This is a genomic window from Massilia oculi (genome assembly GCF_017582745.1).
GTDB lineage: Bacteria > Pseudomonadota > Gammaproteobacteria > Burkholderiales > Burkholderiaceae_D > Telluria > Telluria oculi_A.
Window position 1 is genome coordinate 287,427 of sequence record NZ_JAFVIM010000006.1, and the last position, 22,291, is coordinate 309,717.

Consider the following 22,291-nt stretch of genomic DNA (forward strand, 5'->3'; position numbering starts at 1 on the left):
CGTTCTGGAAAGCAATGTGACTGGCGCCTCCTCCACCATGACCCGCAGGCCGCTGCGGGCCTACCTGCTCTGGCTCGTCCTGGCGACCCTGCTGCCGGGCGTGGTCGGCGCGTCGCTATTGTTCATCGACCAATACCGCAAGAGCCGCGCCCAGTACGAACGCAACACCATGCAGACCGTGCGCGCGCTGGTGCACACCGTCGACAGCAAGCTGCTGCAGGCGCAGGCGATCGCCCAGACCCTGTCCACCTTCGATGCGCTGCAAAGCGCCGATTTCGAGCGCGCGCACCGCCAGGCGCGCGAAGCCCTGCAACTGGCCGGTCCGGACATGAGCGCCGTCCTGCGCGACCGCAGCGGACAGCAGATCTTCAACACCAGCCGTCCCTATGGCGCCAACCTCCCGATCGAACCCACCGAGCAGCTGGCATCCGTATTCGCCAACGGCAAGCCTTCGGTCTCGAACGTGTTCACCAGCGCGGTGCTCAAGCGTCCCACAGTCAGCCTCGACGTCCCGGTGCTGGTCGACGGCCAGGTCGCCTACGTGCTGAGCGTCGGGGTGCGGCCCGGCTACTTCGACGACATGCTCTCGCCGAAGGCGGTGGCGGACGGCGCGCGCGCCTCGGTGGTCGACGCCGCCGGCATCATCTTCGCGCGCAACCTCAGCCCCGAACTATTCGTCGGCAAGCGCGTCACCGATCCGCTGTACCGCGCCCTTCAAAACGCGCGCGAAGGGATCGTGCCCTCGGTCTCGCAGGAAGGCACGACCCTCCTGACCTTCTATTCGCGCTCGCGCACCACCGGCTGGCACGTGGCGATCGGCGTGCCGCGCGCGAACCTGAACCAGACCCTGTTCGAGCCGCTGGCGGCGCTCCTGACCGGCGTCACCCTGCTGTTCGCGATCGGCCTGTGGCTGGCCTGGCAGATCGGCGGGCGGCTGGCCAGTTCGGTCCAGGGCCTCACCGCGCCGGCGGTGGCCCTGGGCAAGGGAGAAGATCCGCCGCGCTTCACCCAGACCTACGTCAAGGAGACCGCCGAAGTGGCCGAGGCGATCGGCGCCGCATCGCGCCTGCTGGGCGAGCGCGCCCAGGCGCTGGCGGTCAAGGAAGCCGAGCTGCGCGACGCGCACCGCATGGCGCGCTTCGGCACCTGGCATCTGACGCTGGCCACCGGCGCGGTCGAGACCTCCGAATCGGTGCCTTACATCTACGGGCGCGAGTTGCCGCCCTACGCGCAGCAGCGCGGCACCGTGCTGCCCGAGGAGTCGTGGGAAAAAGTCGACGTCCTGCTGCGAGAGCTGGAGCGCGACGGCGGCAATGGCCGCCTGCAGCTGCAGGTGCTGCACGGCGATGGCCACCGCATCTGGATCGACCTGCACTGCGAAGCGGTGCACGACGCCGAGGGCCGGGTGACGGCGGTGCGCGGCACCATCCAGGACGTCACCGACCGCGTCAACGCCGAGGAAGGATTGCGCGAAGCCGACCGCCGCAAGAACGAATTCCTGGCCATGCTGGCGCACGAGCTGAGAAACCCGCTGGCGCCGATCGCCTCCGGCGCCCAGTTGCTGGGCCAGGACAATCTCGATCCGGCACGCACGCGCCAGATCAGCGCCATCATCGCGCGCCAGGCGCGCCATATGGCCGGCCTGGTCGACGACCTGCTGGACGTGTCGCGCGTGACGCGTGGCCTGGTGGCCTTGTCCAAGGCCCGCATCGACATCAACGAAGTGGTGCTGGAGGCGCTGGAACAGGTGGGCGAACCGCTGCGCCAGAAGCGGCACCATCTGCAGACGGAACTGCTGCCGGCGCCGGCCTGGGTGATGGGCGATCGCAAGCGCCTGGTGCAGGTGGTCGGCAACCTGCTGCACAACGCGGTCAAGTTCACGCAGGCAGCAGGCGAGCTGAGGGTCGCGCTCGAACTCGACGAGAAGACCTTGCGCATCGTGGTGGCCGACAACGGCATCGGCATGCTGCCGCACGAGCTGGATCGCGCCTTCGAGATGTTCGTGCAGGGCGAGCGCACGCCGGACCGCACCCAGGGCGGCCTGGGCATCGGGCTGGCGCTGGTGCGCAGCCTGGTCCAGCTGCACGGCGGCAGCGTGGCGGTGGAGAGTCCCGGCCAGGGCCAGGGCAGCACCTTCACGGTGACCCTGCCGCGCTGCGCCGAGCGCCGGGCCGGCGCGCCCGACGCCGGGTTCGACGCGGCGACGGCGACGTCGGCGCCCGCCCTGAAGGTGATGGTGGTGGACGACAACGTCGACGCGGCCCAGGTGCTGGCGATGTACGTCGGCGCCGCCGGCCACGAAGTCGCGGTCGAGCACGACCCGTTCGCGGCGCTGGCGCGCGCCGAGACGTTCGCGCCCGACGCCTGCCTGCTCGACATCGGCCTGCCCGGCATGGACGGCCACGAACTGGCGCGCCGCCTGCGCGCGCTGCCGGCCACCTCAGGGGCGCTGCTGGTGGCGGTCACCGGTTACGGCCAGGCCCAGGACCGCGAGGCCAGCCGCAACGCCGGTTTCGACCATCACCTGGTGAAGCCGGTCGACATGGGCGAGCTTGAAAAAATCCTGGCGGCGGCCGGCGCCGCCTAGCCCGACGTTCGAATCAGCGTTTTACGCTGCCGAAGGCCTCGCCCTTCTTCCAGGTCGGCATGGCCGGCGCATTGGCCACCGCATAGCCGAGGTTGAGCGTGAACTGGGCCTGCTGCACCATGCCCGACAGGTCCCATTCCGATTGGTACTCGTCGCTGACCTGGTGGTAGTGCTCCTTGAAACCCTTGATGTTGGCGCTCGACTCGTGCTGGTGGTGCTCGAACTCGAAGTGGCCGTCGCCCGAGAACACGGCCGAACCCACGTTGAAGGCCGGGACGCCCGCCTTCGCGAAGGCGAAGTGGTCGGCGCGGAAGTAGGCGCCCGACAGGTCGGGCACGGCCGGCGCGATCTTCAGGCCCATCGATTTCGCCACCTGCTGCGAGGTTTCGTACAGCGAGCTGCGCTCGGCGCCGGCCACGCCGATGTCCTTGGTGCGGCCCACGAAGTTCAGGCTGTCCAGGTTCAGGTCGGCGGCGGTCTGCGCGAGCGGCCACACCGGCTTGGCGACGTAGGCGGCGGCGCCCAGCAGCCCCTGCTCCTCGGCCGCCGGCCACAGGAAGATCTGGGTGCGCTTGGCCGGCTTCTTGACGGCTTCGGCCGCCATCGCCAGCAGCGCGGCGGTGCCGGATGCATTGTCGATCGCGCCGTTGTAGATGCGGTCGGCCTGCGGGTCGTCGCCGGGCTTGGCGTCGATCATGCCCATGTGATCCCAGTGCGAGGAGTAAACCACGGCCTGCTCCTTCAGCTTCGGGTCGCTGCCGGGCACGATGCCGACCACGTTGAACTGTTCCACCGGGCGGATGGTCGAGCGCAGCGCGACCTTCGCGGCCACCTTCAGGTCGACCGGGCGGAAGTCGCGCCGTTCGGCCTGGGCCCGCAGCTTGTCGAGGTCATGGCCGCCGGCGGCGAACAGTTCGCGCGCGGTGTCTTCGTGCAGCCAGCCCTCCATCGGATTGCCGTTGCCCTTGAGGCCGAAGCGCTCGTTGCCGAAGCCGTTGGCCGGCACGCTCCACGGATACGAGGCGGACGGCGTGGTGTGGATCAGCAGCACGCCGGCGGCGCCGCGGCGCGCGGCTTCCTCGAATTTATAGACCCAGCGGCCGTACCAGGTATAGGCCTTGCCGGCGAAACGGTTCGGTTCCTCGGCGGTGGGCTGCGGATCGTCGACCATCATGACCAGGATCTTGCCCTTGGCGTCCAGGCCCTTGTAGTCGTCCCAGTTTTCTTCCGGCGCGGCGGCGCCGTAGCCGACGAAGACCAGCGGCGCGTCGAAGGCCACGTTCTCCTTGCCGCTCCTGGTGCCCATCACGATGCCCTTGCCGAGTTCCGGCTTGATGGTCTTGCCGCCGGCAGTGAAGGTGGCGCTGCCCTCGACCAGCTTGCTGCCCTCGATCTCGACCTTCTGGCGATAGCCGCCGCCGGGGATCTCCTTCAGGCCGATCAGGGCGGCCTGGGTCTCGAGGTAGCGCACCGTCAGGTCGCCGCCGCGCTGGCCGGTGCCGCGGCCTTCGAGCAGGTCATCGGCCAGGAACGACAGGTGCGCGCGCAGCGCGGTTTCGGAAATGGCGGACGGCTGCTGGGCATGCGCTGCCTGTGACAGGGTGAGGACGACGGCGCTGGCGGCCAGGGCAAGGGGATGAAGTCGCATCGATGTTCCGTGACGGTGTGGTGAAAAAGACCATCTTAAACCAATAGCGCTCCATATTGTCGGTCACCCTGCGATGACGCCCGGAGGAAGCGCCAGGCAGTCTTCATACGCTCACTGCCCCAGCCACAGCCGGTAGCCCACGCCGGTTTCGGTCAACAGGTGACGCGGTTGGGCCGGATCGGCTTCGAGCTTGTGGCGCAGGTGGCCCATATAGATGCGCAGGTAGTGGCCGCTCTCCGCATGCCCCGGTCCCCAGACGGCGCGCAGCAACTGGGGATTGGTCATCACTCGGCCGGCGTTAGCGGCCAGCACCGACAGCAGGCGGTACTCGGTCGGCGTCAGGTGCACATGTTCGCCGTTGCGGGTGACCGCGCGCGCCTGCGGGTCGACGGTCACGTCGCCGAAATGGATCGTACCATCGCCAGCGGCGCCAGCCTGGCGCTGGCGGCGCAAGGTGGCGCGCACGCGCGCCAGCAGTTCGCCGGTGCCGAAGGGCTTGGTCAGATAGTCGTCGGCGCCGGCGTCGAGCGCGCGGATCTTTTCTCCCTCGGCCACGCGCGCCGACAGCACGATGATCGGCACCGTCGACCACTTGCGCACGTCCTGGATGAAGTCGATGCCGTCGCCGTCGGGCAGGCCGAGGTCGAGCACCACCAGGTCGGGCCGGCGCGTGCCGGCGTCGATCAGGCCCCGCCCCATGCTCACCGACTCGTGCACCTGCCAGCCCTCCTGCTCCAGGGCGGCGCGCACGAAGCGGCGGATGTGCGGTTCGTCCTCGACCAGCAAGGCGCAGGGGGCATCAGTCATCGTCTCTTTCCATCGAAGGCATGTCGAACGCGGGCGGCGTCCCGGCCGGCAGCGAGAACACGAAGCCGGCGCCGCCCAGCGGCGAGTCGCAGGCCCGGATCGTGCCGCCGTGCGCCTCCACGATCGCGCGGCAGATCGCCAGGCCCAGCCCCACGCCGGGCAAGGCCGACTCGCGTTCGCCGCGCGTGAATTTCTCGAAGATCGCTTCCTCGCTGCCCGGGCGCAGGCCCGGACCGTCGTCATGGACCGTGACGTCGATCCAGGCGCCGCGCCGGCTGGCCGCGATCTCGATGCGCGCGCCGCTTGGCGTATATTTTGCGGCATTCTCGACCAGGTTGCACAGCACCCGCTCGATCAGCACCGCATCGAATTTCACCAGGGGCAGATCGGAAGGCAGGCGCACCGCGACGCCATGATTGCGCAAGGCAGCGCCGCAGGCGCGCAGCGCACTGCCGACCACTTCTTCCAGCGCCTGCCATTCCAGGTTGAAGCGCACTTCCCCGCTCTCGATGCGCGCCATGTCGAGCAGGTTGGCGACCAGGGTGCCCATGCGCACTGCCTCGTCGTGCAGCGACTGCGCCAATGCGCGCGGCGCGTCCGGCAGCGCCTCGCCGCGAAGCAGCGATTCCGATAGCCCGACCAGGGCCGTCAACGGCGTGCGCAAGTCGTGCGACAGGGCCGCCAGCAGCGAATTGCGCAGGCGCTCCGACTCCATGTTCACCAGCGCGGCCTGGGCCACCTCCACGTAGTGCACGCGCTCGAGCGCGATCGCGGCCAGCGCCGCCAGCGCGTCGAGCTGGCGGCGCTGCTCGGGCGCAAGCACCCAGCGCCCGCCTTCCGGCGCGATCGCCAGCACGCCGCGGGTGCGCATCGGCGCCACCAGCGGCAGGTAGAACAAGGGACTGGCCGGCAAGGTATCGGTGCCGAGACCGGCCGGCTGCGCATGGTCGAAGGCCCATTGCGCCACACCCGGATCGACGTTCGCTGGAAGCGTGGCGGCCGGGCCACCGTCGTCCGCCGGCGGCATACCGAGCCGCCCTTCTGCATCCGGCACCAGCAGGGTGGCCTGGGCGCCGAAGGCGTTCTGGATCACGGCGCGGCTCGACTCGAACACCTGCGAGGCCGCCAGCACGCCGGACAGTTCGCGCGCGAACTCGTACAGCGCGCGCACCCGCCGTTCGCGCTCGCCGGCGGCGCGCGCCTGGAAGCGCAGGCCGGCGGCCAGGTGGCCGGTGATCAGGCCCACCGCCAGCATCACGCTGAAGGTGACCAGGTACTGGACGTCGGTGACGGCGAAATCGAAGCGCGGCGGCACGAAGAAGAAGTCGAAGGCAGCCACGCCGACGCAGGTGGCGGTGACCGAAGGCGCGCGCCCGAAGCGGATCGCCGTCAAGAGCACCACCAGCAGGAACAGCATGACGATATTGACCGGGTCGAGCCAGGGCCGCAGCGGGGTGGCCAGGATCGCCGTCAGGATGCTGGCGCCGGCCGCAAGAAAATGCGGCAGCAATGGTGGCCGGGTCCGTGGCGGCGCATCGGGGGAAGCCGGGGGAGTGGGCGCCGCCGCCGGCTGGCCGATCTCGACCAGGTCGACGCCGGCCGCCTGGCGCGCCAGGCGGCGCGCGGTGCGGCGACGCCAGGGCCAAGGTGAACCCGAACGGCCCAGCGCGATGCGCGACAGGTTGTGGTCGCGCGCGTATTCCAGGGTGAGGGCCGCGACGTCGTCCCCCGACAGCACGGCGGTAGTGGCGCCCAGGCTGTCCGCCAACGCGAGCGTGTCCATGGCGCGCCGGCGCGCGGCGTCCGGCAGCCGGGCCAGGCGCGGCGTCTCGACGTACACCGCATGCCAGCCGGCGCCGAGCTGGGACGCCATGCGCGCGCTGCTCCTGACCACATGCTCGGCGAGCGTTCCCGGCCCGACGCACACCAGCAGGCCGGCGCCGGTCTTCCAGATCGCATCGATCGACTGCTGCTCGCGCCAGGCGCGCACGTCGCCTTCGACCCGGTCGGCGGTGCGGCGCAGCGCCAGCTCGCGCAGCGCGATCAGGTTGCCCTTCCTGAAAAAATTGCCGGCCGCGCGTTCGGCCTGCTGCGGCTGGTAGACCTTGCCTTCCTTCAGGCGCGCCAGGAGCGCGTCGGCCGGCAGGTCGACCATGATCACCTCATGGGCCGCGTCGAACACCCGGTCCGGCACCGTCTCGGCGACGCGGATGCCGGCGATGCCGCCAACGACGTCGTTCAGGCTCTCCAGGTGCTGGACATTGACCGTGGTGAGCACGTCGATGCCGGCATCGAGCAGTTCCTCGACGTCCTGCCAGCGCTTGGGATGGCGCGAGCCGTGCGCATTGGAATGCGCCAGCTCGTCGACCAGGATGATGGAAGGCGCGCGCGCCAGGGCGGCGTCGAGGTCAAACTCGTCGAGCCGCCGGCCGCGGTAGTCGATGCGGCGCCGCGGCAGCAGTTCGAGGCCGTCGAGCAGGCGCGCCGTCTCCGCACGGCCGTGGGTCTCGATCACGCCGACCAGCGGCGCCTTCCCTTCGGCCTGCAGCTTTCTCGCTTCCTGCAGCATGGCGTAGGTCTTGCCGACGCCGGCCGAGGCGCCGAAGTAGATGCGCAAGCGGCCGCGCGCGGCGCGCCGCTCGTCCTCGCGCATTTGGGCGAGCAAGGCATCGGGATCGGGTCGCTGTTGGTCGTGCGGCATGGTTCAGCGAGTATGCCCGCTTTCGGCGTCCAAAGCCATGTTCAGGGCCAGGACGTTCACGCGCGCCTCGCCGAACAGGCCCAGGAAAGGCCGCTCGGTGTGATCGTCGACCAGGGCGCCGACCCGCTCCGCCGGCAACTGGCGCGCACGCGCCACCCGCGCCGCCTGGTAGCGCGCGGCAGCCACGCTGATCTCGGGATCGAGGCCGCTGGCCGAACTGGTGACCAGGTCGACCGGCACCGGCGCCGTGTTGCCCGGATCGAGCGCGCGCAGCGCCGCGATGCGGCCCTTGACAGCTTGGTGCAGGGCCGGATTGAGCGGCCCCTGGTTCGAGCCGCCCGAGCCGCCGCCGTTATTGGCCATCGGCGCGGTGGCCGAAGGACGGCCCCAGAAGTAGCCGGGGGCGCTGAACGACTGGCCGATCAGGCGCGAGCCGACCACCTGGCCGTCCTTCTCGACCAGGCTGCCATTGGCCTGGGCCGGAAACGCGGCCTGGGCCACGCCGGTGACCAAGAGCGGGTACAACACGCCGCAGGCCAGGGTGAGCGCCGCGAACAGCACCAGCGCGGGGCGAAGAATCGATTGCATGACAACTCCTTACGTCAGGTTGAAGGCGGCGAGCGCCAGGTCGATCAGCTTGATGCCGGCGAACGGCAGCAGCAGGCCGCCCAGGCCATACACCAACATGTTCCGGCGCAGCAGCGCGGCCGCGCCGATCGCGCGGTAGCGCACGCCGCGCAGCGCCAGCGGAATCAGGAACACGATGATCAGGGCATTGAAGATTACGGCCGACATGATCGCGGACGCTGGGCTGGCCAGCCCCATGACATTGAGCGCGTCCAGGCTCGGATAGGTGGCCACGAACATGGCCGGCACGATCGCGAAATACTTGGCGATGTCGTTCGAGATCGAGAAGGTGGTCAGTGCGCCGCGCGTCATCAGCATCTGCTTGCCGATCTCGACGATCTCGAGCAGCTTGGTCGGGTTCGAATCCAGGTCGACCATATTGCCGGCCTCCTTCGCCGCCTGGGTGCCCGAGTTCATCGCCACCGCGACGTCGGCCTGGGCCAGCGCCGGCGCGTCGTTGGTGCCGTCGCCCGTCATCGCCACCAGTTTTCCTTCCGCCTGGTAGCGGCGGATCAGGGCCAGTTTTTCTTCCGGCGTGGCTTCGGCGATGAAGTCGTCGACACCCGCCTCGGCCGCGATCGCCGCCGCCGTCAGCTTGTTGTCGCCGGTGACCATCACGGTCTTGACGCCCATGCGACGCAGCTCGGCGAAGCGCTCGCGGATGCCGCCCTTGACCACGTCCTTCAGCTCGACCACGCCCATCACGCGCGCGCCGTCGGCCACCACCAGCGGCGTGCTGCCGCGGCGCGAGGCCTCGTCGACGCTACGCTCGACGTCGCCGGGCCAGGCGGCGCCCATCGACTCGACGTGCCGGCGAATGGCCGAAGCAGCGCCCTTGCGGATATGGCGCGGGTTGCCAACATCTCCCAGGTCGACGCCGCTCATGCGGGTCTGCGCCGTGAACGGCACGAACACCGCGCCCATGGCCTCCATCGCCCGCTCGCGGATATTGAAACGGTTCTTGGCCAGCACCACGATGCTGCGGCCTTCCGGCGTCTCGTCCGCCAGCGAGGCCAGTTGCGCCACGTCGGCCAGTTCTTCCTCGGTCACGCCCGGCGCCGGCAGGAAGGCGGCGGCCTGGCGGTTGCCGAAGGTGATGGTGCCGGTCTTGTCGAGCAGGAGCACGTCGACGTCGCCGGCCGCTTCCACCGCGCGGCCCGAGGTCGCGATCACATTGGCCTGCATCATTCGGCTCATGCCGGCCACGCCGATGGCCGACAGCAGGCCGCCGATGGTGGTCGGGATCAGGCACACCAGCAGCGCCACCAGCGCGGTGATGGTCACCGCCTGGCCGCTGCCCTGGGCGCCTACCGCGAAGATCGAGAACGGCAGCAGGGTCACGGTCACCACCAAAAACACGATCGTCAGGGCCACCAGCAGGATCGTCAGGGCGATCTCGTTCGGCGTCTTCTTGCGCGCCGCGCCTTCGACCATGCCGATCATGCGGTCGAGGAAAGTCTCGCCCGGGTTGGCCGACACGCGCACCACCAGCCAGTCGGACAGCACGCGGGTGCCGCCGGTGACGGCGCAGAAGTCGCCGCCGGATTCGCGGATCACGGGCGCCGATTCGCCGGTGATGGCGCTCTCGTCGACCGAGGCCACGCCATCGACCACTTCGCCGTCCACGGGAATCACGTCGCCCGCCTCTACCAGGAAGAACATCCCCTTGCGCAGCTCATCCGATTTGCAGGCGTGCCACGGCGCGCCATGCTTCGGGTTGGCCAGCTTCTTGGCCGTCACGGTCTGGCGCAGGCTGCGCAGCGAGGCCGCTTGCGCCTTGCTGCGTCCTTCGGCCAGCGCTTCGGCGAAGTTCGCGAACAGCACCGTGAACCACAGCCAGACGGCGGTGGCCAGGATGAAGCCGGCGGGCGCTTCGCCCTGCCCGGCCAGCGCCTGGAACCACAGCAGGGTCGTGATGATGCTGCCGATGTAGACCACGAACATCACCGGGCTGCGCAGCTGGGTGCGTGGATGGAGCTTGCGCACCGAATCGATCATCGCCGGCCAGACCAGCGTGGAATCGAACAGGCTCAGGGAGCCACGTGGCGCCTGGGTGGGATTTTGGGAAATCGAATTTTCCATATCATTCTCCGAACAGCTGAAGGTGCTCGACCACCGGGCCCAGCGCCAGGGCCGGGACGTAGTTGAGAACACCGACCAGCACGACGACAACGGCGAGCATGCCGACGAACATGGGGCCGTGGGTAGGCAGGGTGCCGGGGGTGGCGGGCAGGCGCTGGCGTGCGGCCAGCGAGCCGGCAATCGCCAGCACCGGCACGATCACCGCGAAGCGTCCGAACCACATCGCCACGCCCAGCAAGGTGTTATAGAAAGGCGTGTTGGCGGAAAGGCCGGCGAAGGCGCTGCCATTGTTGTTGGCGGCGGACGTCAGCGCATACAGGATCTCCGAGAAGCCGTGCGCGCCCGGGTTGGCCACGCCGACCGTGCCCGTTGCCGAGGTCACCGCCAGCGCGGTGCCCAGCAAGACCAGGCAGGGCGTGACCAGGATGACCAGCGCGGCCATCTTCATCTCGTAGGCCTGGATTTTCTTGCCCAGGTATTCCGGCGTGCGGCCGATCATCAGGCCGGCGATGAACACCGCCAGGACCGCGAACACCAGCATGCCGTACAGGCCGGAGCCGACGCCACCGAAGATCACCTCGCCGAACTGCATCAGCACCATCGGCACCATGCCGCCCAGAGGCATGAAGGAATCGTGCATGGCGTTGACCGCGCCGCACGATGCGGCCGTGGTCACCACCGCGAACAGGCTCGAGGCGGCGATGCCGAAGCGGGTCTCCTTGCCTTCCATATTGCCGCCCGCCTGCAGGCTGCTGGCCACCTGGTCGACACCCAGCGGTGTCAATAGCGGATTGGCCTGCTGCTCGGCGGCGACGGCGGCAATGGCGGCAATGACGAACAGCAGCGTCATCGTCCCCAGCACGGTCCAGCCCTGGCGGATGTCGCCCACCATGCGGCCGAAGGTAAAGCACAGGGCAGCCGGGATCAGGAGGATCGCGATCATCTGCGCGAAGTTGGTCAGCGCATTCGGGTTCTCGAACGGGTGCGCGGAGTTGGCGTTGAAGTAGCCGCCGCCGTTCGTGCCCAGCATCTTGATCGCTTCCTGCGAAGCGACGGGGCCCATCGGGATCGCCTGGGTCTCGGCACGCGCCTCGTTCGTCTCGACCGTATAGGTCACCGGCTCGAGCAGGCGTGCATCGACATGGGCGGACAGGTTCTGCACCACGCCCTGCCCGGCCAGGAACACGGCCAGGATCACCGACAGCGGCAGCAGCACGTACAGGGTCGAGCGGGTCAGGTCGACCCAGAAGTTGCCGATCGCGCTGCTGGAGCGTGCGGCGAAGCCGCGGACCAGCGCGAACACGACGGCCATGCCGGTGGCGGCCGAGAAGAAGTTCTGGCCGGCCAGGCCCACCATCTGGGTCAGGATGCTCATGGTCTGCTCGCCGCTATAGCCCTGCCAGTTGGTGTTGGCGACGAAGCTGATCGCGGTGTTGAAGCTCGAGTCCGGGCTGACGTTGGCCATGCCTTCGGGGTTGAGCGGCAGCCAGGCCTGCACGCGCTGCAGCCCGTAGACGAACAGCGCGCCGACGGTATTGAAGGCGATCAGCGCCAGCGCGTAGGCCTTCCAACCCTGGGCGGCCGTGGCAGCGGGACCGGCCAGGCGGTACAGCGCGCGCTCGATGCCGGCGGCCCAGCCCAGGCCGGGCACCCTGCCCTCGGCGGCGACGCGTGCGATGAAGCGGCCGAGCGGCCAGGCGAGCAGGAACAGCACCAGCAGGAAGGCGGCGAGGAGCGCGATGAATTCGGTCGTCATCACAAGTCCTCCGGCTTGAACAGGGCCACCAGCAGGTAGACCAATAACGCGGCAGCGGCCAGGCCGCCGATCAGGTAGGAAAGATTCATGGCTTGCCTCCCGCTTGTGCGCAACCGGCCACCAGCAGGCAGGTCAGGCGGACGAAGATCAGGAGCGCGCCGAGGTAGATGAGGTCCATGGGCGTTCTCACTCAGAAGGTGCGGCTGACGGTCAGTTGCAGGGCGTCGCGGCCGGTGAACTTGCCGTTGACCGGCGAGGTGTAGGCCGACTTGTCGGCATTGGTGCCGAGGTAGGCCAGGCTCACCGTGGCCAGGTCGAACGAGCGGCTCACGCCGATCTTCCAGTCGGTGTAGTCGGATGCGGGGTTGTTCTTCACCTCCTGGCGGCCGGCGTGCAACTGCAGGGTGAAGCCATTGCCGACGTCGAGGTTGGCGCCGACGTCGAGGTAGCCGCTGTTTTCGCTGTCGACGAAGCCGAACAGGTTGGTGGTGGCATGCGAGTATTTGACGTAGGCCGGCCCATAGCCCAGTTGCGCATAGAGCTCGGTGGTATGGGCATTGACCCAGCCCGGGAGCTGCCCCATGCCGTTGTCAGGGTAAAAATAGCGCAGCACGCCGACGTCGTACGACAGGCCGGGCGTCAATTCGCCGCGCTTGCCGCCATAGAGGTCGATCTCGACCTCGCCGTCGCCGCCGGCGTCCTCGACCCACTTGATGGTCGAGGCCCAGGCGCCGGCGTACCAACCGTCGGCGTGGACGTAGTCGACGCCGCCCTGCAGCGCGGGACGCAGGCGGGTCTGCGAGATGGCGCGGTAGCGGTAGTCGGAGGTGACGGCGACGTTCCAGGCGATGGAAGAAGATGCCGCCGGCGCCGGTGCGGCCTCGGGGGCTTCGGTGACCTGGGCGTGGGCGGCGCCGGCGAACGCCAGGGTGGCGGCCAGCGCGTGAATCGATGCTTTCATGTGTTCCTGCTCGTGGTTGTGGTTGAAGCCATGCGGCGTCGCGGGGACGGCGCATGGAACACGAGCAGGTTAGCGATTCAGGCGTAAAAACCGGGTATAAAGGCCGGCGGAGGGTGTAAACGCGCTGTAAAAATCAGCGCGCCGGCTGGGCGCGCAGCCAGTCCATATACTTCGCCACGCCGCTCGCCACGTCGGTGAACGGTTCGTCGTAGCCGGCCGCGCGCAGCGCCGAGATGTCGGCCTGGGTGAAGCTCTGGTACTTGCCCTTCAGCTTGTCGGGGAACGGCAGATATTCCAGCAGGCCGCCGTCGATAATCTGCTGCAGCGACAGCGCCGGCTTGCCTTCATTGGCCAGCGCGTTGACGGTGGCCACCGCCAGGTCGTTGAACGGCTGGGCGCGGCCGGTGCCGAGGTTGAAGATGCCGCGCTTGTCCGGGTTATCGAGGAAGAACAGGTTGACCTTGACCACGTCTTCCACGTAGATGAAATCGCGCATCTGAGCGCCGGCCTCGTAGCCCTCGTTGGCGCCGAACAGCCTGACCTTGCCGTCCTTGAGGAACTGGTGGTACTGGTGGAACGGCACCGAGGCCATCGTGCCCTTGTGCCCTTCGAGCGGACCGTAGACGTTGAAGTAGCGCAGGCCGACCACCTGGCTGCCGGCGTCCTGGCCCTTGGCCTGCCAATAGCGGCGCAGGTACTGGTCGAACAGGAATTTCGAGTAGCCGTAGACGTTGAGCGGACGTTCGAGCGGGCGTTCTTCGCGGAACACGGTGCCGGCGCCGTAGACGGCGGCCGACGAGGCGTAGATGAAGGGGATGCCCTGGCGCTGGCAGAATTCGAACAGGGCGACCGTGTAGTCGTAGTTGTTCTTCATCATGTAGCGGCCGTCGGTCTCCATCGTGTTGGAGCAGGCGCCCTGGTGCAGCACGGCGGTGAACTTGTTGTCGAATTCGCCCGCCTTCAGGCGCACCAGAAAGTCTTCTTTATCGGCATAGTCGGCGATCTCGGCGTCGACGATGTTGTGGAACTTCTCGGGACGCGACATATTGTCGACGGCGAAGACGCTGAACGGCTCGCGCTGCGACAGCGCGTGCACGAGGTTCGCGCCGATGAAGCCTGCTGCGCCGGTAACCAGAATCATAATTAAGTCCTCTTCAAATTGGCCCGCGCCCTCAGGCGCCGGCAAGCATGGGTTGCAAGGGCTGCCACACGTCCGCCGGCAGAATCTGCTTCATGCAGTTCTGGTGACCCAGCGGGCATTCGCGCTGCTGGCAGGGCGAGCATTCGATGTGCAGCCACAGGATCTGCGCCAGTTGCGACAGCGGCGGCGTGTGGCGCGGGTCGGTGGGGCCATAGATCGCCACCACCGGCCGCCCCAGGGCGGCGCCGATGTGCATCAGGCCCGAATCGTTGGTGACCACGGCGGCGGCGCGCGAGATCAGCGCGATCGCCTCGCTCAGCGACGTCGAGCCGGCCAGGTTGTGCGCCTGCGGCACGATGGCCGTGATCTCGTCGCACACCGCGCGGTCCTTGGGAGAGCCGAGCAGCAGGATCTGCGCATCCGGGCGATTGGCCAGGATGGTCCGGGCCAGCTCGGCGAAATAGGTCGATGGCCAGCGCTTGGCCGGACCGAATTCGGCGCCCGGCGCAAAGGCGACGAAGACGCCCGCCGGCAACTGGAGGCGTGCGATCGCGGCCTCGGCTTCGCCCGCGGCGACCGTCATGACCGGCTCCGGCAAGCGCTCCGGCCGCGGCAGGTGACGCACCGGGGCGTCGGCCAGCGCCTGGTAGAACTGGGCCATCGGGCGCGGCGCCGCCTTGTCGTCGTGGTGCATCACGTTGACCAGGCCATAGCGCATCTCGCCCTTGTAGCCGACCCGTTTCGGGATCCCGGCCAGCCAGGGGATGAGCGCGAACTTCAGGGTGTTCGGCAGCACATAGGAATCGGCATAGCCGCGCGCCCTGAGCATCTTCGCGAAGGCCTTGCGCTCTTTCCACTGCAGCGCACCGTGCTTGAACGGCGACTCGATCACGGTGTCGACTTCCGCCATCGCGCGCCACACCGGCGCCACCCAGGTCGGGGCCAGCACGTCGATCGGCCGCCCCGGCACGAGCTCCTTGAGCCGGCGCAGCAGCGGCTGGGCCATCACGGCGTCGCCGATCCAGTTCGGGGAAATCACAAGGGTGCGCAACATGGTGTTCTTCAGGTGGTGGGCCAGCCCACGATTATAGCAATCGCGGCCGATTCAGCATTCCTGCAGTCGCCAGCCGGTGTCGAGCGCCGCCAGGTGGTGGGTCAGCCCGATGCGCTCCAGGAACACGCTGTCGTGCGACACCACCACCAGCGCGCCGCGGTAGCCGCCCAGCATCGCCTCCAGCGCCGCCAGCGACGCCAGGTCGAGGTGGTTGCTCGGCTCATCCAGCAACAGCAGCGCCGGCGGCGTGTCGGCATACAGCGCGCAGGCCAGGGCCGCCTTCAAGCGCTCGCCACCACTCAGCAGACCGGCCGGCTGGGCGATCGCGCGCGCGTCCAGGCCAAGCTGGACCAGCCAGGTGCGCAGCATGTCCTGCCCGGCGCTGCGGTTCACGTCCAGCAGCTGGTCCAGCGTCGAACGCTGCGGATCGAGGCTGCCCAATTGCTGGTCCAGCCAGGCGACCTGCGCCGGCAGGCTGCGTTCGCCCGCGACCGGATCAAGCCGTCCCGCCAGCACCTTGAGCAGGGTCGATTTGCCGCTGCCGTTCGGGCCGACCAGGCCCACCCGCTGGCGGCCCGTCAGGATCAGATCGACGCGGGCCAAAGGCGGCGCGACCCAGGGCAGGACGACCGCCTCGAGCTGCGCAACGCGGCGCTGAGCCGCGCCTTCGACGCCGGCAGCGTGGATACGCACGGCGGCATCGCCCACGACCCGCTGCGCGGCTTCGCGCATGCGCTCGATCTGTCCGGCGCGCGCGGTATCGTGCTGCTGGCGCAAGCGCCCGGCGCTGCCTTCGCTACGGTCCTTGCCACGGCCGAGCAGGATGGCGGCCTGGTTGGCTTCTTTCGCATCGCGGTTGCCGCGCGCCTGGCGCCGGTCCTGGCGTTCGCGCTGCGCGCGCCGCGCCGCATCAATGCGCCTGAGTTCCCCGCGCGCGTGATCGAGCGCGCCCTGCGCCGCCTCCTGCTCCTGGCGACGCGCTTCCTCGTAGAACGCGTAATTTCCACCATAGCTGCGCAGGCCGTCGCCGGAGAGCTCGACGATGCGCTCCATGGCATTCAACAGTTCGCGGTCGTGGCTGATCACCAGCAGGCCTTTCGGCCAGGCCTGCAGCTGGCGCAGCAATGCCTGGCGGCTGGCGGCATCGAGGTGGTTGCTCGGCTCGTCGAGGATCAGGAAGTCCGGATCGAACAGGGTGGCGCCGATCAGCGCCACCCGCATCGCCTCGCCGCCGCTGAGAGAATCCACCGGCGTGTCGAGGTCGACCTGCGGCAGGCCATGCACCTGGCAGGCCTGGCGCAGGCGGGCGGCGATGTCCCAGTGCTCGCCCACCGCATCGAAATCGCGTGGATCGACGCTGCCGGCCTCGATGCGCGCCAGGGCGGCGGTGATCGCCCCGATGCCGGCCAGACCAGCCACCGAATCCGCCCCGCCGCTTCCCGCCTGTTGCGACAGATAGGACACGCGCCCGCTGCGCAGGCACTGGCCGGTGGTGGGCGCCAGCTCGCCGGCCAGCAGGCGCGCCAGCATCGACTTGCCCACGCCATTGCGTCCCACCAGGCCGGTGCGTCGCTGGTCGAACTGGTGATGGAGGTTTGAAAACAGGGCTCTGCCGTCGGGCAGATACAGGGAAACGCCGTCGAGCGCTAGAATGGGATGCGTCATATGTAGGACTCCAGGGATGCCTGAACGCTTCCGCAGCCATGCTGGGAAGACCGGAAAAATGGCATCGATGAGGTATTACACGTGCGCGCTCCCTGAGGAAATGAAGGTCAATGGTAGCAGGATCTTCCAGGCAGGACAAATTGACCACCCGTGCGCGCCGCCGCGTCAGCAGGACTATAATTTTCACATGCACAGGCTCCGAACAACCCGAATGCTGTATGGCTGGACCGTCCTCCTGGCGTTCCTGTTCGGCCTGTTCGTGCCTGCGATCTCGCATGCCGTGGCCCAGGCAACCCAGCAACCGGCAGCGGCCTGGATCACCGAGATCTGCAGCGCCAGCGGCACCCGCCACATGATGGTGATCGACGACACCGCGCAGACGGGCACTCCGGCGGTGCCGGACATGTCGCACTGCGAGCTGTGCTGCTCGCACCAGCTCCCGCAGCTGGCCCCGCCGCTGCAGAGCGTCCCCGTGCTGGCCCTCGACCGCGAACGCGATCCCTACCCTCCTCTGTTCTACCGCGCGCCGCGCCCGCAGCACGCCTGGACGCCCACGCAGTCGCGCGGACCGCCGTCTTCGCTTTCCTGATTCGCCCTTGATACGACGATGTCCTGCGACGCATTCGAATGCGCCGCAGGCAGACCATGCGCGACGCCGCGAAGCTGCGGCCTTGCGCGAACAGGATTCGCAATGAAGACACTCTTACCCGTCCGCAGGCTGGCGCTCGCCATCGGCTGCGCCCTGGCCGCCTGGCAGGCCCAGGCCCAGGCCGATAACCAGTTCCAACCCATTCCCACCGTCGAAGTCACCGCCGAGGCGCCGCGCGCCAACGGCCTGCTCAAGCTCGACACCCCAAGCGACACCGGCAGCCGCCTGGGCCTGAGCCCGCGCGAGACGCCCGCCAGCGTCACCGTGGTCGACCGCGCCCTGATCGAGGTGCGCGGCGCCCAGGACACGCAGGAAATCCTGCGCGCCATCCCCGGCGTCACCGCCCACGACGCCCCCGGCAATATCGGCGTCAGCTACCGCGGCTTCGGCAGCGGCTCGGTCAGCCAGCTGTTCAATGGCATCAATGTGCAGTACTCCATCGCCGCGCGGCCGGTCGACAGCTGGATCGTCGACCGCGTCGAGGCCATTGGCGGGCCATCGAGCTTCCTGTTCGGCTCCGGCGCCGTCGGCGGCTCGATCAACTATCTCACCAAGCTGGCCGAGACGCGCGAGTTCGCCGAAGGCCGGCTGCGCCTGGGTTCCGACGAACTGAAGGAAGCCTCGGTCGGCCTGAACCGCCAGGTGGGCGAAGGTCATTACGCGCGCATCGACATCAACCACCGCGACGGCGGCAGCTGGGTCGACGGCGTCGACCGCCGCGCGACCCAGCTGGCGGCGTCGCTGCGTTCCGATTTCGGGCGCGGCTTCACGCATACGCTGGCCTATGAATTCCAGCAGGAAGACGTCGACCGGCCTTATTGGGGCACGCCGCTGCTGAATCCGATCAAAGGCGAACTGCGCGTGAACGAGGCCACTCGCTTCAAGAATTACAACAGCATCGATGGCGTCTACGACCAGCGCGTGCAGTGGCTGCGCTCGATCGGCGCCTGGAAGGTCAGCGACGCGCTGCAGCTGACCAATACCTTCTATGTCTACGACGCGCTGCGCGACTACCGCAACGTCGAGAACTACCGCTTCAATCCATCGAACACGCAGGTCATCCGCTCGGCCGCCCTGCTCCAGCGCCACGACCAGACCCTGGTCGGCGACCGCATCGACGGCGTCTACCGCGGCCGCATCGGCGAACGGCGCAGCGACTGGGCGTTCGGCTTGGACTTCAGCATCAACCGCCAGACCCGCTTTCCGAACAGCCAGCCGGCCACGGTCAGCACGGTCGATCCCTACGATTTCGCCACCGAGCGCTTCTTCGACGTGCCGGGCATGACGCCGGTCTATCGTCCCGACCGCGACAACGAGGTCAAGACCACGGCGCTGTACCTCGAGAACCGCACCGAGCTGCTGCCCTCCCTGAACCTGGTCACCGCCCTGCGCCACGAGCGCATCGAACTGGATCTGGTCAACCGGCGTGACGTCACCCTCACCACGCCGGCCAGCTTCTCGCGCGACTACCACCCGACCACCGGACGCCTGGGCCTGGTGTGGGACGTCACGCCCGGCATGAATCTGTACGCCCAGTATGCGACGGCCGCCGACCCACCGTCGGGGGTGCTGTCGACCGCCTCGTTCGCCGACGTGAAGAACAACAGCGAACTGACCACCGGCCGCCAGGCGGAGGTAGGCGCCAAGCTCGATTTCTGGCAAGGCAAAGGCTCGGCGACCCTGGCCGCCTACCACATCACGCGCAAGAACATCGCGACCCAGGACCCGGTCAACAGCAACCTGACGATCCTGGTCGGCGAGCAATCGTCGCAGGGCGTCGAGCTGGCGCTGGGCCTGCAACCGACGAAACGCCTGGCCGTGCAGGGCAACTTCACCTATGCCGATGCCGAGTACGAGCACTACAACCAGGGCGGCGTCTCGCTGGCTGGAAAAACGCCGACCAATACGCCGAAGACGGTGGCCAATGTCTGGGTCTCGTATGCCGTCACCCCTTCCGTGCAGGCCCACCTCGGCGCGCGCCGGGTCGGCAAGGTGTATGCCGATGCCGCCAACACCCTGTACTGGCCGTCCTATACCTTCGTCGACCTGGGCCTGAGCTGGCGCATCGACCGCAGGCTGGCGCTGGAAGCGCGCGTGCGCAACCTGGCCGACCGGCTGTATGCGGCCAACGTCACCGGCACGATGGCCTATCTCGGGGCGCCGCGCACGGCCGATGTGTCGCTGCGCATGGCCTTCTGACGGGAGGGCACGATGGGAGCGCGATTGAAACGCTGGCTGTTCCTGGTCCATCGCTGGCTGGGCATCGGCATCTGCCTGCTGTTCGCGATGTGGTTCGTCTCGGGCATCGTCATGATGTACGTCGGCTATCCCAAGCTGACCGAGGAAGAGCGCCTGGCGCACCTGCCGCGCCTGCAAGCGGACGCGCGCCTGCTGGCTCCGGCCCGGGCGCTGGCGGCGGCCGGCATCGCAGGCCCGCTGGACGAGCTGCGCCTGGCCGCGTCCAGCGGCGGGCGGCCGGTGTATGTCGCGACGCCGGCGCGTGGCGGCGCGCCGGCTGGCCACAAGAGCTTGCCCAGGGGCAGCGGCGCGGTCGTGATCGATGCGGTGAGCGGACAGCGCCTGGGGGCGGTGGACGAGGCGCACGCCATGGCCAGCGCCGCCGCCTTCGCGGCTTCGATGGCAACCCCGGGCGTGAAATGCGATTACCTCGGCACGGTCGACGAGGATGCGTTTACCCATTCGCGCGCGCTCGATCCGCATCGTCCGCTGCACAAGGTGGAGCTGGGCGACGCCGAACGCACCCTGCTCTACATCTCGAGCCGCAGCGGCGAAGTGGTGCGCGACGCGACCCGCAGCGAGCGGCTGTGGAACTATGCGGGCGCCTGGATCCACTGGCTGTATCCCTTCCGCGGCAATGCCTTCGAGCCTTACTGGACCGACATCGTCAACTGGCTGTCCATCCTGGGCATCGCGATGGCGCTCGCCGGCACCGTGGTCGGCATCATGCGCTGGCGCTTCCGCAAGCCCTACCGCAGCGGCGCGCGCACGCCCTATCCTCAAGCCATGATGCGCTGGCACCACGTCACCGGCCTGCTGTTCGCGCTGGTGACGATCACCTGGATCTTCAGCGGCCTGATGTCGATGAACCCGTGGCGCATCTTCGACACCGGCGCGCCGCCGCTGCGCATGGAGGCGCTGCAGGGCGGACCGCTGGTGCTGGCCGACGCCGACGCCGCGCCGCAAGCGCTGCTGGCGGCGTCGAACGGCAATGTGCGCGAGCTGCGCTGGACGCGGGCGCTGGGAGAGAACCGGGTGCTGGCCCAGGCCGCCGGCGGCGCGCCCCTGGTGATGGGCAGCCGTGACGGGCGCGCGGCCATCCTCGATGCGGCGGCGCTGGTTGAAGCCGCGTCCCGCCTGCTGCCGGCGCCGGTGGCGCGGGTCGAGCAGTTGCGCGACTACGACCTCTATTACTATGCGCGCGATGCGCACACGATGACGGGCGGTGGCGCGAAACCGCTGCCGGTCCTGCGCATCGTGTTCGACGATCCGCATGCCACCTGGGTCCACCTCGACCCGCACACCGGCGCGGTGCTCGGCCGCCTGGACAGCGGCAAGCGCACCAGCCGCTGGCTGTTCGCGATGCTGCATTCCTGGGATTGGCTGCCGCTGCTCGAGCGGCGTCCGCTGTGGGACCTGGTGCTGATCGCGCTGAGCCTGGGCGGGACCCTGCTCAGCGTGACGGGGGTGGTGATCGGCTGGCGCCGGCTGGGACGAAAACTGCGCGAGGCGCGCCCCGCAGCGATCGTGGGCGCGCCTCGCGGGGAGCCGGCCGGCTAGGCTTACTGGCCGGCGGCGCCCGCCGCGTGGCGCCGCATGCGCGGTGAGTCGCCGGTCGGCAGGCGGTCGACGTGGTTGATCTTCGCCAGGCGCAGGAAGGCCAGCACGCGCAGCACCAGGTAGCCCGAGTCGAATTCCCACCATTTCATCGACAATTTGGCCGAAGCTGGATTGGCGTGATGGTTGTTGTGCAGCTCGGCGCCGCCGAAGACGATCCCGATCGGGAAGAAGTTGCGCGAATCTTCCTTGGTCTCGAAATTGCGGTAGCCGACCACGTGGAAGATGCCGTTGATGAAGCCCGAGGCCCAGAACGGCAGGATCGACAGCTGGAACAGCCAGATCAGGACACCGTGCGCCGGGCCGAACACCAGCAATTCCACCGCCAGGAAGAACAGCGCGCCACGGAAGCGGTGCCTGGTATACAGGTGCTCGTCCATCCAGTCTTCCTTGATGCCGATGCCATAGGCTTTCACCAGCTCGGCGTCGCGCGCCGCCTTGCGGTACAGGAGGGTGCCCTTGCCCAGGATGGTCCACAGGCCGTGGATGCGCGGGCTGTGCGGATCTTCCTCGGTGTCGCACTTGGCGTGGTGCTTGCGGTGCACCGCGACCCAGGTCTTGGCGGTGACGCCGTAGGTGGTCAGCCAGATCCACATGCGAAACAGCTGGCACAGGACCGGATGGAAGGTCACGGCGCGGTGGCTGCGCGAGCGGTGCAGATACAGCTCGCTGGCGAAGACGGTCATGATGTACGACCCCGCCATGGTCAGCGCGACGCCCATGGGGCTGAGCTGGATGAATCCTTCGAACACGGCACT

At 68.5% G+C, this 22,291-nt stretch carries 16 protein-coding genes; 4 read left to right on the plus strand and 12 right to left on the minus strand.

The features are described 5' to 3' along the window. Window positions 1–16 precede the first annotated feature (16 nt). Window positions 17–2,587, plus strand: a complete 2,571-nt coding sequence (locus J3U95_RS10090) for a hybrid sensor histidine kinase/response regulator (RefSeq protein WP_370662057.1) — start codon at window positions 17–19, stop codon at window positions 2,585–2,587. 13 nt (window positions 2,588–2,600) lie between these two features. On the opposite strand, the gene J3U95_RS10095 is transcribed toward J3U95_RS10090, so the two are convergent. The 11 genes from J3U95_RS10095 to J3U95_RS10145 all read right to left on the minus strand — a co-directional run bounded on the left by J3U95_RS10095 (window position 2,601) and on the right by J3U95_RS10145 (window position 17,029). Beyond that, window positions 2,601–4,235 (minus strand): M28 family peptidase, encoded by a 1,635-nt coding sequence (locus J3U95_RS10095; protein WP_208278461.1) that lies wholly within the window; start codon window positions 4,233–4,235, stop codon window positions 2,601–2,603. 111 nt (window positions 4,236–4,346) lie between these two features. After that, complete coding sequence (gene kdpE / locus J3U95_RS10100; RefSeq protein WP_208278462.1) at window positions 4,347–5,042, minus strand: two-component system response regulator KdpE; 696 nt, start codon at window positions 5,040–5,042, stop codon at window positions 4,347–4,349. Next, window positions 5,035–7,743, minus strand: a complete 2,709-nt coding sequence (locus J3U95_RS10105) for a DUF4118 domain-containing protein (protein WP_208278463.1) — start codon at window positions 7,741–7,743, stop codon at window positions 5,035–5,037. Before J3U95_RS10105 ends, kdpE begins: the two co-directional genes overlap by 8 nt. Window positions 7,744–7,746: 3 nt before the next feature. Next, on the minus strand, window positions 7,747–8,331 hold the full coding sequence (gene kdpC, locus J3U95_RS10110) for a potassium-transporting ATPase subunit KdpC (RefSeq protein ID WP_208278464.1): 585 nt from the start codon (window positions 8,329–8,331) through the stop codon (window positions 7,747–7,749). A gap of 9 nt (window positions 8,332–8,340) precedes the next feature. Next, window positions 8,341–10,452: a potassium-transporting ATPase subunit KdpB gene (gene kdpB / locus J3U95_RS10115; protein WP_208278465.1), complete on the minus strand. Its 2,112-nt coding sequence runs from the start codon at window positions 10,450–10,452 to the stop codon at window positions 8,341–8,343. Between the two features lies 1 nt (window position 10,453). After that, complete coding sequence (gene kdpA / locus J3U95_RS10120) at window positions 10,454–12,208, minus strand: potassium-transporting ATPase subunit KdpA (protein ID WP_208278466.1); 1,755 nt, start codon at window positions 12,206–12,208, stop codon at window positions 10,454–10,456. Next, window positions 12,208–12,297, minus strand: a complete 90-nt coding sequence (gene kdpF / locus J3U95_RS10125) for a K(+)-transporting ATPase subunit F (protein ID WP_208278467.1) — start codon at window positions 12,295–12,297, stop codon at window positions 12,208–12,210. Before kdpF ends, kdpA begins: the two co-directional genes overlap by 1 nt. Window positions 12,298–12,398: 101 nt before the next feature. Next, complete coding sequence (locus tag J3U95_RS10130) at window positions 12,399–13,169, minus strand: TorF family putative porin (RefSeq protein ID WP_208278468.1); 771 nt, start codon at window positions 13,167–13,169, stop codon at window positions 12,399–12,401. A 133-nt stretch (window positions 13,170–13,302) separates the two neighbouring features. Next, the gene (rfaD, locus tag J3U95_RS10135; RefSeq protein ID WP_208278504.1) at window positions 13,303–14,313 is read right to left on the minus strand and encodes an ADP-glyceromanno-heptose 6-epimerase; all 1,011 of its coding nucleotides are present in this window, start codon (window positions 14,311–14,313) and stop codon (window positions 13,303–13,305) included. Window positions 14,314–14,341: 28 nt separating this feature from the next. After that, on the minus strand, window positions 14,342–15,364 hold the full coding sequence (gene waaF, locus J3U95_RS10140; RefSeq protein WP_208278469.1) for a lipopolysaccharide heptosyltransferase II: 1,023 nt from the start codon (window positions 15,362–15,364) through the stop codon (window positions 14,342–14,344). A 51-nt stretch (window positions 15,365–15,415) separates the two neighbouring features. Continuing rightward, a complete protein-coding gene (locus J3U95_RS10145) occupies window positions 15,416–17,029 on the minus strand; it encodes an ABC-F family ATP-binding cassette domain-containing protein (RefSeq protein WP_208278470.1) in 1,614 nt (537 codons plus the stop codon). A gap of 211 nt (window positions 17,030–17,240) precedes the next feature. On the opposite strand from J3U95_RS10145, the gene J3U95_RS10150 reads away from it, so the two are divergent. The 3 genes from J3U95_RS10150 to J3U95_RS10160 all read left to right on the plus strand — a co-directional run bounded on the left by J3U95_RS10150 (window position 17,241) and on the right by J3U95_RS10160 (window position 21,476). After that, entirely contained in the window at window positions 17,241–17,618 is a 378-nt protein-coding gene (locus tag J3U95_RS10150; protein WP_229519743.1) for a DUF2946 domain-containing protein, read from the plus strand. 102 nt (window positions 17,619–17,720) lie between these two features. Continuing rightward, entirely contained in the window at window positions 17,721–19,877 is a 2,157-nt protein-coding gene (locus tag J3U95_RS10155; RefSeq protein ID WP_208278472.1) for a TonB-dependent receptor, read from the plus strand. 12 nt (window positions 19,878–19,889) lie between these two features. Continuing rightward, window positions 19,890–21,476, plus strand: a complete 1,587-nt coding sequence (locus tag J3U95_RS10160; RefSeq protein ID WP_208278473.1) for a PepSY domain-containing protein — start codon at window positions 19,890–19,892, stop codon at window positions 21,474–21,476. Between the two features lie 2 nt (window positions 21,477–21,478). Here J3U95_RS10160 and J3U95_RS10165 read toward each other — a convergent pair whose 3' ends face one another. Next, window positions 21,479–22,285, minus strand: a complete 807-nt coding sequence (locus tag J3U95_RS10165; protein ID WP_208278474.1) for a fatty acid desaturase — start codon at window positions 22,283–22,285, stop codon at window positions 21,479–21,481. Window positions 22,286–22,291: the final 6 nt, after the last annotated feature.

What these genes read in the sequence shown, in the direction of transcription:
- J3U95_RS10130 (WP_208278468.1), bottom strand. Translation starts at nt 13,169, where the DNA reads ATGAAAGCATCGATTCACGCGCTGGCCGCCACCCTGGCGTTCGCCGGC.
- J3U95_RS10095 (WP_208278461.1), bottom strand. Translation starts at nt 4,235, where the DNA reads ATGCGACTTCATCCCCTTGCCCTGGCCGCCAGCGCCGTCGTCCTCACC.
- J3U95_RS10160 (WP_208278473.1), top strand. Translation starts at nt 19,890, where the DNA reads ATGGGAGCGCGATTGAAACGCTGGCTGTTCCTGGTCCATCGCTGGCTG.
- J3U95_RS10145 (WP_208278470.1), bottom strand. Translation starts at nt 17,029, where the DNA reads ATGACGCATCCCATTCTAGCGCTCGACGGCGTTTCCCTGTATCTGCCC.
- J3U95_RS10105 (WP_208278463.1), bottom strand. Translation starts at nt 7,743, where the DNA reads ATGCCGCACGACCAACAGCGACCCGATCCCGATGCCTTGCTCGCCCAA.
- kdpB (WP_208278465.1), bottom strand. Translation starts at nt 10,452, where the DNA reads ATGGAAAATTCGATTTCCCAAAATCCCACCCAGGCGCCACGTGGCTCC.
- waaF (WP_208278469.1), bottom strand. Translation starts at nt 15,364, where the DNA reads ATGTTGCGCACCCTTGTGATTTCCCCGAACTGGATCGGCGACGCCGTG.
- kdpC (WP_208278464.1), bottom strand. Translation starts at nt 8,331, where the DNA reads ATGCAATCGATTCTTCGCCCCGCGCTGGTGCTGTTCGCGGCGCTCACC.
- J3U95_RS10150 (WP_229519743.1), top strand. Translation starts at nt 17,241, where the DNA reads ATGCTGTATGGCTGGACCGTCCTCCTGGCGTTCCTGTTCGGCCTGTTC.
- kdpF (WP_208278467.1), bottom strand. Translation starts at nt 12,297, where the DNA reads ATGAATCTTTCCTACCTGATCGGCGGCCTGGCCGCTGCCGCGTTATTG.
- kdpE (WP_208278462.1), bottom strand. Translation starts at nt 5,042, where the DNA reads ATGACTGATGCCCCCTGCGCCTTGCTGGTCGAGGACGAACCGCACATC.
- J3U95_RS10155 (WP_208278472.1), top strand. Translation starts at nt 17,721, where the DNA reads ATGAAGACACTCTTACCCGTCCGCAGGCTGGCGCTCGCCATCGGCTGC.
- kdpA (WP_208278466.1), bottom strand. Translation starts at nt 12,208, where the DNA reads ATGACGACCGAATTCATCGCGCTCCTCGCCGCCTTCCTGCTGGTGCTG.